At 47.9% G+C, this 12,998-nt stretch carries 10 protein-coding genes and 1 pseudogene; 1 reads left to right on the top strand and 10 read right to left on the bottom strand.

What is annotated here, in order from left to right; all coding sequences use genetic code 11:
• Nucleotides 1-326: 326 nt before the first annotated feature.
• On the bottom strand, nt 327-824 hold the full coding sequence (locus BLP80_RS08685) for a CHRD domain-containing protein (RefSeq protein WP_090542329.1): 498 nt from the start codon (nt 822-824) through the stop codon (nt 327-329).
• A 526-nt stretch (nt 825-1,350) separates the two neighbouring features.
• Here BLP80_RS08685 and BLP80_RS08680 point away from each other — a divergent pair.
• Nucleotides 1,351-3,075 (top strand): M2 family metallopeptidase, encoded by a 1,725-nt coding sequence (locus BLP80_RS08680; RefSeq protein WP_090542327.1) that lies wholly within the window; start codon nt 1,351-1,353, stop codon nt 3,073-3,075.
• Nucleotides 3,076-3,207: 132 nt separating this feature from the next.
• On the opposite strand, the pseudogene BLP80_RS08675 reads toward BLP80_RS08680, so the two are convergent.
• From BLP80_RS08675 to murG, 9 genes and pseudogenes are all read right to left on the bottom strand, one after another.
• Nucleotides 3,208-3,691: pseudogene (locus BLP80_RS08675) on the bottom strand (transposase); the annotation flags it as partial.
• Between the two features lie 153 nt (nt 3,692-3,844).
• Entirely contained in the window at nt 3,845-4,312 is a 468-nt protein-coding gene (locus BLP80_RS08670; RefSeq protein WP_090542325.1) for a hypothetical protein, read from the bottom strand.
• 966 nt (nt 4,313-5,278) lie between these two features.
• A complete protein-coding gene (gene ftsZ / locus BLP80_RS08665) occupies nt 5,279-6,427 on the bottom strand; it encodes a cell division protein FtsZ (RefSeq protein WP_090542323.1) in 1,149 nt (382 codons plus the stop codon).
• A 67-nt stretch (nt 6,428-6,494) separates the two neighbouring features.
• On the bottom strand, nt 6,495-7,733 hold the full coding sequence (ftsA, locus tag BLP80_RS08660; RefSeq protein WP_090542321.1) for a cell division protein FtsA: 1,239 nt from the start codon (nt 7,731-7,733) through the stop codon (nt 6,495-6,497).
• Between the two features lie 20 nt (nt 7,734-7,753).
• Complete coding sequence (locus BLP80_RS08655; protein WP_256325021.1) at nt 7,754-8,512, bottom strand: cell division protein FtsQ/DivIB; 759 nt, start codon at nt 8,510-8,512, stop codon at nt 7,754-7,756.
• Between the two features lie 7 nt (nt 8,513-8,519).
• Nucleotides 8,520-9,437, bottom strand: coding sequence for a D-alanine--D-alanine ligase (locus tag BLP80_RS08650; protein WP_090542317.1), 918 nt, complete (start codon nt 9,435-9,437; stop codon nt 8,520-8,522).
• Nucleotides 9,434-10,402 carry a UDP-N-acetylmuramate dehydrogenase gene (gene murB, locus BLP80_RS08645; protein WP_090542335.1) on the bottom strand — a complete coding sequence of 323 codons (969 nt, stop codon included), beginning with the start codon at nt 10,400-10,402 and terminating at the stop codon, nt 9,434-9,436. Before murB ends, BLP80_RS08650 begins: the two co-directional genes overlap by 4 nt.
• A gap of 70 nt (nt 10,403-10,472) precedes the next feature.
• Complete coding sequence (murC, locus tag BLP80_RS08640; RefSeq protein ID WP_090542315.1) at nt 10,473-11,891, bottom strand: UDP-N-acetylmuramate--L-alanine ligase; 1,419 nt, start codon at nt 11,889-11,891, stop codon at nt 10,473-10,475.
• Nucleotides 11,888-12,955: an undecaprenyldiphospho-muramoylpentapeptide beta-N-acetylglucosaminyltransferase gene (gene murG / locus BLP80_RS08635; RefSeq protein WP_090542333.1), complete on the bottom strand. Its 1,068-nt coding sequence runs from the start codon at nt 12,953-12,955 to the stop codon at nt 11,888-11,890. Before murG ends, murC begins: the two co-directional genes overlap by 4 nt.
• Nucleotides 12,956-12,998 lie beyond the last annotated feature (43 nt).

Genomic DNA, 12,998 nt, shown 5'->3' with positions numbered 1-12,998 from the left:
TCCAAGGTTGGCATCAAAACCAAGCGTTTAAAAGCAGGATGGGATAATGAGTATTTACTCCGGGTTATTGGGATAATTTAAGCGCGATTGCCCTGCCCTCCTGGTACTGCTACGTAAACGCTGCCGGCTGACGATAGCCAGCTGACCCGATTAACATCCTGCAATCGATACGTCGCTGGCCATCACTGACGAAGATTTCTCAGTCTCGTTCTGGCTCCGGGAGGGGAGGCTATACTTTGCAATGAAAGAAGGTGGTCACCACAGCAAATAGCCAAACCAATATGGCCTTTGCGTCTACCGCCTCTTTTTAAACTTCAGATGGGTTATCAATCGTCCAGCTCTATCTGTCCCCGCGCTTCGCCAGAGGGATTTTTGACGCTGTGTACATTTGCATAGGTATTCCCGGCGCGCATTGCCTCGACAAGTTCCTGAATGGTTGCACCGCAACTAGTGTTGACAATATTCGCATCCGTGAGAGTCGCTTTAATCTCAACCTTGCCTTCGAATCCACCGCTAACAACACCCGCGAGAAAAGCCACCGCTGGCCCATTCTCACCAACAGGCGCACAATGTATATGCGCACCCGCAGCCCCAAGTAAACCCACTGGTTCTTTTTTACGGGTTTTAACCTCAAGCTTGTAATCTATCATTGTATGGTCTTTATTAACTTCGAACTGCACCACTCCCCGAACCCGGGAGTCCACAGGTGGAACCTCCTGGTCTCCGAGAAGTTTGGCCTTGAATTCAAGCGAGTCGTTACTATAAGCGCTCCCAGCCAGAAGTATAAGAACTAACAGTGACGATACTGTAACAGCTGCCTTCATAAATCAATTTCCTTTTGGTTATTAAATGTTTTTCTGTGAAAAGCTCTTTATGGAACCCAAGATGAGGTATAGGGAAAATAAACACCTTTTTATTAAGCTTAATGCTTCAATAGATTATCGAAATACGCTGGCTAAAAGAATACGTATAAACATGTAGGAATAATTCTTATTGATAAACAATTAAAAAATCCTTTTTTAGCTCAAGTATGTAATACGTCAAATACGTCAGAAACTGAATGCATTTTTGTCTTTCAAGTGGAAGACACTCGAGGAAAAGGGCCAGCTCTGAAATACAAAAAGTTGTGTGCATCAGTGCGATCTAAAATCAGGCGGGCTCGAAGAAGTCACGGGTCTGTGCCGGTGATTGAGGCGGTGTCCCAGGACACCATGCTCCTCCCAATCAATCAAGGATAATTCTGATTTTGCGGTACATAGGTAAAACTGTTCCTGATTTCCAGCCAGCTTCCGGTCACCTTAGAAGGGAATACTTGGGGAAATCGGAATTACTAGGCGGATGTGGTAAATTATGGGTTATTCGCAGCTATACGCAGAATATTTACCAGAGGCTTTCATGTGTCGTTTGCGCGCCATCCTGGCGCTTCTGGATCTGCTTTCATCCTTTGACACATCGGAGCAAGATCGCATGACGGAAGAATTCAAGGCATTTGTAAAGAAATTCGAGGCTAAGGTCATTCCCCTGCACAAGCAAGCGGCGCTGGCCTATTTCAGTGCCACGATCTCAGGAAAAGAAGAGGATTACAGCCGCGCCGCAGATTTCGAGGTGCAGCTGACCCGGGTGTTCGCCAGCAAGGAGGATTTCGAGACGCTCAAGCGGATCCGTGAGGCGAATACCCTTGCGGACCCGATGCTGCGGCGGCAGCTCGATGTGCTGTATCTTTCCTATCTCGAAAAACAGCTTGAAGAAGACAAGCTCGAGGAGATGATTCGCCTGCAAAATGAGAACGAAAAGAAATTTTCGATTTTTCGCGCGGAAGTAGAAGGCAAGAAGCTTACCGACAATGAGATCGAGGAAATTCTCTGCTGTTCTACCAACAGCATTGAGCTCGAGGCAGCATGGATAGCGAGCAAAGAAATCGGCAGCGTCGTCGCCAACGACGTCCTACGCCTGGTGCGCATGCGCAATGAGGCGGCGCACGAACTCGGTTTCGCTAACTATCACACTATGAGGCTAGAATTGGGCGAGCAAAATTCCACGCAAATCGAGACGCTATTTGACGAACTCGACGAGCTGACCGCAGCGGCGTTTGCGCAACTGAAATCCGACATGGATGCCAAACTTGCCGAACGGTATGATGTGGCCGTCGAGAATCTCATGCCCTGGCATTATCAGAACCGTTTTTTCCAGGAAGCGCCGAAGATCTATGACATAGACCTTGATGTGTTTTACAAGGACAAGGATATCGTCGCACTGGCGAAGCGGTATTTCGCTGGACTTAACATGCCGATCGACGATCTTGTCGAACACAGCGACTTGTTCGAGAAAGAGGGAAAGTATCAGCACGCCTATTGCACTGACATCGATCGCGCGGGCGACGTGCGCGTCGTGTGCAACATCAAGCCGACATACAACTGGATGGACACCACGCTACACGAGTACGGTCATGCGGTCTACGACAAGTTCAACGACCGCAGCGTCCCTTGGGTGTTGCGCGAACCCGCTCATACCTTCACGACCGAGGCTATCGCCATGCTCTTCGGACGATTCGCGAGCAATCCGGGTTGGCTGGAACAGGTCGCGGGTGTGCCGGCTGGCAAGGCGCAGCAGACTGCGGATATCATGTTCCAGACCCTCCGTCTCGAACAACTGGTATTCAGTCGCTGGGCGCAAGTCATGTATCGTTTTGAAAAGGCTCTGTACGAAAATCCCGATCAGGATCTCAACAGCCTGTGGTGGCAGCTGGTAGAGAAATACCAGCTGCTCCGCAAGCCGGAAGGACGTGACCAGCCCGACTGGGCTTCCAAGATCCATGTCGCTCTCTACCCGGCCTACTACCACAACTACCTGATGGGAGAACTGCTCGCATCTCAGTTGCATGCTTATATCTGCCGAGAAATACTGAAATCCGACAACTCCTGCCGCGAGGCCTATGTCGGCCGCACCGAGGCCGGAACCTGGTTCATCGATAACATCTTCAAGCCCGGACGTACCCTCCTGTGGAACGACATGATCGAGAACGCCACCGGAGAGAAACTCACCGCAAAATACTACGCCGCGCAATTTGTGAGTTGACGCGGATTTTCATACCGGAAACTTGAAGAGCGAATTCATGAATCCGCCTGGTATACCTCGTATGGACTAAAACCTGTCATCTGAATCGAGAATTTTGGCGATCCCACGGTAAGCGTTCAACGCTACCACCTATTATTGTTTCTGCATTAGTGATTTAATGAACTCCGGTGTTAAGGGTAACAATTCATCGATACGACTGTTGGGCCAAATGGGAAGTTTAGTGAGCGTATCTTTGAGCCAGGCAGACGGATCCAGGTTGTTGAGCTGGGCGGTTGCCAAACAGGGTCTGGATGGCAGCTGCGCGTTGACCAGCACGTTCCGATCCAGTGAATAGCCAATTCTTTTTGCCCAGTGCAATGGGTCGGATGGCATTTTCTACGGGGTTGTTATCGATCGGCAAGTGCCCGCTTTCTGCGTAGCGAATCAGACTCGACCAGCGTTTGAGGGTATAGTCCAAAGCCTTGGCAGAACCGCCACCATTGGCAGTTTGCATGCGGGTTTGTATTAACCAATCATGCAGCGCATCGAGTGCAGGCAGGCTTTTTTCCACCCGCAGTTGTTGACGATCTTCGATCGTCAGGTGCTTGCCTTCCACCTCAATGGCATACAGGACGCCAGTAAGCGTCCAACGCTACCATCCCACGAGATTTCTGGATAGCGATGATAATGCTCATTATTCCACCACAATGCGGGCAGTGTTCGATATCGAACCCTCATTTTAGCAAATGCGCACAGAAGTTGAGATTGTTTCTATCACAGATATTTTCTCTTAATGAAAATCCTCTTCATCGGGATTGATGGCCCCACTATCACCTCTGATCTGTTGATTAATCGTATTGGGGCGCTCTGAACGCGTGCGATCAGGCATTACGTGGAGTAACTGATCAAAGTCCGCACTCCCCGCAGTATTTACAGCGGCACTGGAATTATTGCTGATAGATTGTGATTTAGCATCAATATGATCTTGGTTGGGAAAGGAAGTAGCATCAAATAAATCGGTACCTGCTTGCTGAAGTGCTGTTAGATTGCTGTTTTGAGAAAACAGCGTACTCAACGCCATACCGGTTAGACTGAGCACCAACAGATAATTAATCCCCTTGTACATTTGCTGTTTCGTTTTACGGTTGTTTAGATCATTGACTGATAGCATCTTCAATAGACAAATCAACATGACCAGTACCCATCCGCTCACTACCCAAACATTATCCAGATATTTCCAGATGCTAGAAATTTCCATATATCGACCTCTTCTATCTACCTCACCCAACCCTATATGACTGAAGTTACAGTTACATAGTACAAATATTTTTTTAGTCTATCACTAAATTCTAACCGGGATTCCTCAGTTGATTACTCACTTGAACGTTAACATTATGAATATTCCAATCTTTGCTATAAATTTACTATCACCTTCTGGTGCATTCTCGTTTCGGTACAGATTGCACAGTTTTCTGGGTATATGCCTGCGTTGCAACACCTTGAAATTTAACAGGTTCTATGTGATTTGTAGTGGGTGAATAGTGTAAGTTTGAGTTTCTTTTCTACCTCATGATTTTATCTTCTTCTAGACATGTGATGCTTTGATTGTGGGTCAATGCGAGTAAATGAGGTCTACTTGTATTACTAATAGTTTATATTATTCATGAATATAGAATAGAATTCATAACTCAGAATCAGCTTTCACAAACCTATGACATAATTCCCTAAGAACAATCTGTGGATATTTGGATGATACAGAAAACACAAAATGTAATCAGTCTTACCCACTATATTTCACATAGAACCAAATAGCATGACTATGCGGTGTCATTGCGCCTTATCCTGTATCCGTAAAACCACATACTCCAAGTTTAAAAATATCAGGATAGAAGTTTTAGGGCCATACTACTTTTGAAAAAATTTCACCCCAGGCTGTACGGTCAATTCCTGCGATCCCCAGAAAAATTACTCCATTCGGAGAACACATGTTGTTATTTTGATAAAACTTTACGGAAAAAGTTTGACGAGGCTTTGTGCTTGGAAATAAATCTCAGCGATCAGTGAGTACTCTTATTGAGCCGGATATAATTCTTGTGCTACTTGTAATACTGCCTCTGTTATAAGCAACAGAGGCAGCGTAACATGCATTTAGAAACTACAAATCTGGAATCAGATCATCAAATCACTTTTGCATCAGGTGATTATTTTTGGAGCCAGTTATCAATCAATCAGCTTGTCTTCTCAGGAATGCGGGAATATCCATCGGATCGACTCCTGATTGCTGCATTGCCGCTACCGTAGCATTGCTTCTCCTGCCGGTACGCATCACAGCGGGCTCATCAAAGTGCATGGTTGAGGTTCTGTCATCAGTTCCCGTACGGGTATGAATGACGGTCAAAGGTCTGCTCTGAGTTTGCGTAACACTTCCCAGTCCGGTCGCAACCAGCGTTACACGTAGATTCTCGTTCATTCCTTCATCGATTACCGTGCCGACGATAACTGTCGCATCTTCAGCTGTCAGTTCCTTAACGGTATTCATTACTTCATGAACTTCGCGCATTTTCATGCCTGAGCTCGCCGTAATATTGACTAATACTCCACGCGCACCCGCCAGCGTAATTTCCTCCAGCAACGGGCTAGCGACTGCCTGCTCTGCTGCCATGCGTGCACGGTCGACGCCGCTCGCCATTGCCGACCCCATCATGGCCATACCCATTTCCGACATGACTGTTTTAACGTCTGCAAAATCGACATTCACCAACCCAGGGCAATTAATCACTTCCGCAATACCCGCTACTGCTCCATACAGTACATCATTGGCTGCCTTGAACGCGTCCAGCATGCTGATATCGTTACCCAGCACCATCATCAGCTTGTCATTAGGAATGACTATCAATGAATCAACATGCTGTGACAAGGCCTCCATGCCAGCTTGCGCTGCTTTCAGACGTTTTCCTTCAAACGAGAAGGGTTTGCTGACAACGGCAACGGTCAGAATGCCCATTTCCTTAGCTATTTGCGCCACCACAGGCGCTGCGCCCGTTCCAGTACCGCCGCCCATGCCGGCGGTAATGAACAGCATATCTGCACCCTGAATCAGCTCAGCGATACGATCCCGGTCTTCCAAAGCGGCCTCACGCCCGATTTCCGGATTGGCACCGGCTCCCAGTCCTCTGGTGATGCCCGTACCGAGTTGCAGTAACGTGGGTGCACGATTCCCTTTGAGCGCCTGCGCATCGGTATTGATGCAAATAAATTCAACACCTTTTGTTTCATTTAGGATCATATGGTCTACCGCATTGCTACCACATCCTCCTACGCCGATCACTTTAATCACGGCTTCCTGACTTTCGGGATTCATGATTTCAAACATGTTGCTTCTCCTTTAGCATGTTAAATTTTGGATAACTTCTTTTAATCCGCTGCTCACAGCGCAATGGTCAAAAATTTTTCTGGAACCAACTTTTCATTTTTGCAAAAACCTGCTTAGCCGATCCCCCCTGTAAATGACTATGATGATGAAGCCTGCGCTCCTCCATACCAGCCATAATTAAACCAATACCTGTGGAAAATCTGGGTGTACGAACGACTTCCTCTAGGTTACCTTCATACTGTGGCATCCCTAGGCGTACGGGCATATGAAATATTTCTTCCCCCAGTTCCACCATTCCCTGTAAAGAGCTGCTGCCACCCGTAATGACGATTCCAGATGACAGGAGCTGTTCAAAACCGCTACGACGTAATTCAGCTTGTATCAATAAATAAAGCTCTTCTACGCGTGGCTCAATAACTTCTGCGAGTGTTTGCCTGGAAAGCTGGCGTGCTCCTCGATTACCTACGTCCGGCACTTCCACCACCTCACGCACATCAGCCAACGTACGTAAGGCGCATCCATAACGGCATTTGATATCTTCAGCATCTTTGGTCGGGGTACGTAATGCCATGGCGATATCATTCGTGATTTGATCGCCCGCAATCGGAATAACTGCAGTATGGCGTATTGCGCCATTGGTAAACACCGCAATATCAGTTGTCCCCCCCCCGATATCCACGAGGCACACACCTAAATCCTTTTCATCCTCAGACAAGACTGCGATCGCCGAAGCTAACGGTTGCAAAATCAAATCGCGTACTTCCAACCCGCAACGATGAACGCATTTAATAATATTTTGTGCGGCCGATACTGCGCCGGTCACAATATGCACCTTTACTTCAAGCCGTATCCCACTCATACCAATAGGCTCTCGCACATCTTCCTGACCATCGACGATAAACTCCTGATTAAGGATGTGCAGAATCTGCTGATCAGCCGGAATATTGACCGCTTTAGCAGTCTCCATCACTTTCTCCACATCCATCGACGAGACTTCTTTGTCCTTGATCGCGACCATGCCGTGTGAATTGAATCCCCGAATATGACTGCCTGCGATTCCGGTGTAAACTTCACTAATCTTACAGTCTGCCATCAATTCAACCTCTTCGAGTGCGCGCTGAATCGCAGTGACCGTTGTTTCAATGTTGACCACAACTCCTTTCTTCAGTCCGCGCGATGGGTGACTCCCCAGACCAATAATTTCAAAACCACCCTCAGGTTTTACTTCAGCAACAATAGCCACAATCTTTGAAGTGCCTATATCCAGACCAACGATCAGGTCTCTGCCTTCCTTGGCTTTATTCATTTAACATTCCTCCCTGATTTTCACAACTTCTTCCCGGCACCGGTCTTACGCGGAACCTGTGGCATTGCTTCAGACATACGTATAGCGAATCCATTAGGATAACGTAAGTCCACATAATCCAAAGGTATTGACTGATTCAGGTTCACGATACTCTGCCTATAGACTGAAACATAGCGCCTCAGCCGAGTTTCAATTTTCTCACGCCCCAGTTTTAACAGTGTTCCATTTTCCAGACGAACGAGCCAAGCGTGCCGTGGAGACAGTTCAATCTCTGCAGCACGTTGTCTGATTGGCTCCAATACTTTGTTGAAAATCTCATATTGCTCAATAATTACAGCGGTACTTTCTTCAGTAGGGCCTATAAAAACCGGTAATATTTCGTCAGTCGGGGCGCGAAATATTTCACCTTGCCTATTCACCAACGCAGCATCGCCCCAGTACGCGAACGCGGTATATTCTTCGAGCATCACTTTCAGCCCTGATGGCCAGTTGCGCTGAATCTTTGCTGCCCGCACCCACGGCAAATCCTTAAAAGCTTCCCGTAATGCATCCAAATTAACTGTTAAAAAATTTCCTCTGACTTCATTCAGGACAATACTCTGAATCTGTTGACGGGTAACATGCTGCAGCTTAGCGTTCTCCGACTGATTAGCACTCATTCCTTCCACACTAATTTCCTTTAGTGCGAAAAGGGGTAATTTTATCACCCTTATACCAAGGACATAAATCGCAGCCAATATCACGCCTGTAAACATCATGTTGGCAAATAAATTCAGCATCCGGTAATTATTCCACATGGGACAATGCCAAAATCTTTACGACTAAATCTTCAAACGAAATACCTGCAACTTTTGCAGCCATCGGCACAAGGCTATGATCAGTCATTCCCGGGGAAGTATTCGCTTCAAGAAAATAAGGCTGGTCATCCTTATCCAGAATCAGATCTACCCTGCCCCACCCTTCGCATCCCAGAATTTTGTGTGCCTGCAAGGCCTGTGCCTGTAACTGGTGACTCAATTCATCCGGCAAGCCACTCGGGCAGAAATAACGGGTATTATTCGCAAGATATTTGGCATGATAATCATATAATTCCCCTGCTACTTCTATGTGCACCAGTGGCAGCGGCGTCTCGCCAAGAATCGCAGCGGTCAATTCCTTACCCGCAATAAACTGCTCCGCCAATACAATCGAATCATGCTGCGCCGCCAACTGATAAGCATCTGAAAAATCTTTCTTTGCATTAATCTTGCTTAGACCTATCGTTGAGCCTTCGCGTACAGGTTTGATGATCAATGGCAGATCAAGATAATCTGCGACTTCATCAAAATCACTTTGAGCATCGATGATGACATAACGTGGCGTACTGATTCCCACGGCCTCCCAGATCAATTTAGTGCGCCATTTATCCATTGCCAGCGCGCTCGCAAGAATGCCACTGCCTGTATAAGGCAGTCCCATCAGTTCCAGTGCTCCCTGGACCGAACCATCCTCTCCGAAACGGCCGTGCAATGCGATGAATGCCCGATTGAATCCTTGTTGCAGCAGTGCCTCCATAGGGTACCGAGCAGGATCAAAAGGATGGGCATCCACTCCTTTTCTCAGCAGCGCACTGAGCACGGCTTCGCCGCTTTTAAGTGAAATTTCACGCTCTGCTGAACGCCCCCCTAGCAAGACTGCAACTTTTCCGAAATCAGGCATACTCATGATCCATTACCCCTGATCTCACCAATAATCCGAACTTCCTGAATCAATTCAGTTCCTGTTCTTTCTTTCACGGTATTGCGTATCATGGCAATGATCGCCTCGATATCCGAAGCGGTGGCATTCCCATTATTGATAATAAAATTGGCGTGCTTGGTTGAAACCATTGCCCCACCCACACGATATCCTTTGAGACCGCACGCTTCAATCAGGCGTGCTGCATAATCTCCAGCCGGGTTACGAAATACCGAACCTGCATTTGGGAAATTCAATGGCTGGCTATTAATCCGTGCTGTTAACAATGCTTTGATTTTTTGCCGGGAAATATCGTGATCGCCCCGTTCTAATCTGAACCAGCCACCGGCAAACCATTCCTCGCCGTCTACGTTACTAAACTTCTGCTGTAATGCGACATGCCGATAGCCGACAAGATAATCTTCCGGGTTCCGCTCATGCAGTTCACCGGCTCGATTGATGGTTCTAACCTTTTCAACAATCTGCCAGGTTTCTGCTCCATAACATCCCGCATTCATTGCCAAGGCTCCGCCTACCGTACCGGGAATCCCGGCCAGAAATTCCGCGCCAGCCAGATGATGTAATGCTGCAAAACGTGCCAGCTTGGCGCAAGGCACGCCCGCTCCAGCATAAATCAACCCATCTGCTTGATCCTGCTTGACCAGAAATAACTCATTGAGTCGTGCATGTAATGCCACAATTACGCCGTGAAAACCCCCATCGCGCACCAGCAAATTACTCCCCAGCCCAATCATACAAACCGGTTTAGTTCTGGGTAAATGGCGTAAAAATAGAGCAAGATCGTGCAAATCAGCCGGCAAGTAAACATACTCTGCCACACCTCCGGCGCGCCAGGAGACATGCTTTCTCATTGATTCGCGCACACGTAGCTCACCTCGTAGCAGACTGATATCGATAACACCCAAAAAATCTTCTTCCCCTGAGAAACTCATACTGGCTACATGAGAGCAAGGTGCCGATTGACTAAATTTTGTATGACTCAAAACAAGCATGTTCATTGATTCATCCACCGATGACAGCAAATTTTTTCGTCGTCCGCACCACACGGGAAGCCACTTTCCCTACTGAACCTGCTCCCATTATCAATACGACATCCCCATCCTGCGCAATCCTATGGATAGCTGCAGGAAGCTCATCGACGTGCTCGATATAAATGGGTTCCAATTTTCCCTGCACTCTAATGGCGCGGGCGAGTGATTTGCTATCTGCGGCAACGATAGGATCCTCCCCAGCCGCATAAACCTCGGTCAGCAGTAATGCATCAGCGGCAGACAATACCCTGACGAAATCTTCGAATACATCACGCGTACGGGTATAACGGTGGGGTTGAAAAACCAATACCAGCCGTCGGCCAGGAAACGCGCCTCGCGCTGCGGCCATGGTTGCAGCAATTTCCACAGGATGATGACCATAGTCATCAATCAAGGTAAAGCTGCTTTGTCCGGGTAACTTGACCTCGCCATAGCGTTGAAAACGTCGCTCGACCCCTCCAAACGTCGCCAGAGCACGAATGATGGCAACATCAGCCACGCCAAGCTCGTTACCCACTGCTATGGCTGCAAGGGCATTCTGGACATTATGCAGGCCCGGCAAATTGAGCGTGACATCAAACTGCCGTGCTGTGCCATTTACACCCACTCGCGCACGGAAGTGCATTCTGCCGCCATCATGGCGGATATCGGTCGCACTAATCTGCGCACTCTCTGACAAACCATAGGTTGTCACAGGCTTGGTCGTTGCCGGCAAAATGTCACGTACATTTTTATCATCCAGACACAATACCGCCATGCCGTAGAAAGGTAAGTGCTCGATGAATTCGACAAATGTTTGTTTGAGCTTACTGAAGTCATGACCATAAGTCGCCATATGATCAGCATCGATATTGGTCACGACTGCCAGAATGGGCTTCAAATAAAGAAAGGAAGCATCAGACTCATCGGCCTCTACCACGATAAACTCGCCACTACCGAGTTTGGCATGGCTGCCTGCTGCTTCAAGTTTGCCACCAATCACGAAAGTCGGATCAAGCTCTGCTTCTGCCAAAATACTCGCAATCAAACTGGTTGTCGTCGTTTTACCATGGGTACCCGCAACAGCGATCCCTTGGCGTAAGCGCAATAACTCCGCCAGCATCATGGCACGAGGCACTACCGGGATACGACGTTCACGCGCTGTAGCAACTTCGGGATTATCCGGCTTTACCGCGGTTGAAGTCACAACAACGTCGGCAGAAGCAATGTTCTCCTTGGCATGGCCAATATGAATTGTTGCCCCTAGCCCCTGCAAACGCTCAGTGGTCAGATTATTGGACAGATCCGAGCCACTCACGTGGTAACCCTGATTAATCATGACCTCAGCAATTCCTCCCATGCCGGAGCCGCCAATCCCTACAAAATGCACATGTCTAACTTTATGTTTCATCTTCCGGATTCTCCTATTTCCAGACAAGCTTCTGCGGCCATTCTGGTTGCATCCGGTTTTGCCAGACTGCGTGCAAGTGTTGCCATTGCCAGTAATTTTTCGCGCGTAAACCCCCTGATCAAATCTGCCAGATCTTCAGGATTCAATCTCCATTGAGGCAATAATAGTGCGGCATTATGTTTGCTTAGAAACTGCGCATTCACAGTTTGATGATCATCTACTGCAAATGGATAAGGAACAAGAATACTGGCTACCCCCGCCACCATCAGCTCAGATAGGGTCAGCGCACCTGCACGGCAGATAACCAGATCACATTCAGCATAGCTCGCAGCCATATCCTCGATAAAAGATACCAAGTCACCTTCTACGCCAGATTCAGCGTAATTCCGCTGCAGCTCATCCAAATGCTTTTTTCCTGCCTGGTGCGTGACCCAGGGGCGCTCATTTTCCGGAATCAGTTTCAAGGCCTTTGGCACAATCGTATTCAATATATGCGCGCCTAAACTGCCCCCGATTACCAATATCTTAAGTTTCCCGGTGCGGCCGGCAAAACGTTGTTCAGGAGCTGGCAGCCGTAAAATGTCATCTCGCACCGGATTCCCGGTCACTTGTACTTTGCCGTTTGCGCCTTTTATGGCATCAGGAAAGCCCAGTAAAATTTCGTCAGCGATTTTTGCGAGCATTCTATTGGTAAGACCAGCAATCGCATTCTGTTCATGGATTAAGAGCGGCTTGTTTAACAATGAGGCCATGATACCGCCTGGAAAAGCAGGATAGCCACCCATCCCCAATACTACATCCGGCTGAGTGCGGATGATTATTCGGGCGCTCTGCCAGAAAGCCAATAACAATCGCCATGGCAACAATAGCCAGTCCATCGCCTTTTTTCCGCGAAGACCGGAAAACCCAATGAGTTCAATATGATAGCCATGCTGCGGTACCAATGCTGCCTCCATGCCATGATGCGTACCCAACCATACGATATTCCAATCTAGCAACTTCATATAATCAGCCACCGCCAATCCCGGGAAAACATGACCACCCGTTCCACCAGCCATAATCATGATTGTTCGCGCCACCTTCACATCTCTAGAGTAGTTGCCATAA

The sequence above is a fragment of the Nitrosomonas sp. Nm132 genome, assembly GCF_900100485.1.
In the GTDB taxonomy this organism is placed as follows: Bacteria; Pseudomonadota; Gammaproteobacteria; order Burkholderiales; family Nitrosomonadaceae; genus Nitrosomonas.
Note: the sequence above shows the minus strand (reverse complement) of the source record. Positions and strands in the feature narration are given on the sequence as shown.

Bases quoted from the DNA above. Each gene is read 5' to 3' on its own strand.
- BLP80_RS08685 (WP_090542329.1), bottom strand. From the start codon at position 824: ATGAAGGCAGCTGTTACAGTATCGTCACTGTTAGTTCTTATACTTCTG.
- BLP80_RS08680 (WP_090542327.1), top strand. From the start codon at position 1,351: ATGGGTTATTCGCAGCTATACGCAGAATATTTACCAGAGGCTTTCATG.
- BLP80_RS08670 (WP_090542325.1), bottom strand. From the start codon at position 4,312: ATGGAAATTTCTAGCATCTGGAAATATCTGGATAATGTTTGGGTAGTG.
- ftsZ (WP_090542323.1), bottom strand. From the start codon at position 6,427: ATGTTTGAAATCATGAATCCCGAAAGTCAGGAAGCCGTGATTAAAGTG.
- ftsA (WP_090542321.1), bottom strand. From the start codon at position 7,733: ATGAATAAAGCCAAGGAAGGCAGAGACCTGATCGTTGGTCTGGATATA.
- BLP80_RS08655 (WP_256325021.1), bottom strand. From the start codon at position 8,512: ATGCTGAATTTATTTGCCAACATGATGTTTACAGGCGTGATATTGGCT.
- BLP80_RS08650 (WP_090542317.1), bottom strand. From the start codon at position 9,437: ATGAGTATGCCTGATTTCGGAAAAGTTGCAGTCTTGCTAGGGGGGCGT.
- murB (WP_090542335.1), bottom strand. From the start codon at position 10,402: ATGAGTTTCTCAGGGGAAGAAGATTTTTTGGGTGTTATCGATATCAGT.
- murC (WP_090542315.1), bottom strand. From the start codon at position 11,891: ATGAAACATAAAGTTAGACATGTGCATTTTGTAGGGATTGGCGGCTCC.
- murG (WP_090542333.1), bottom strand. From the start codon at position 12,955: ATGATTATGGCTGGTGGAACGGGTGGTCATGTTTTCCCGGGATTGGCG.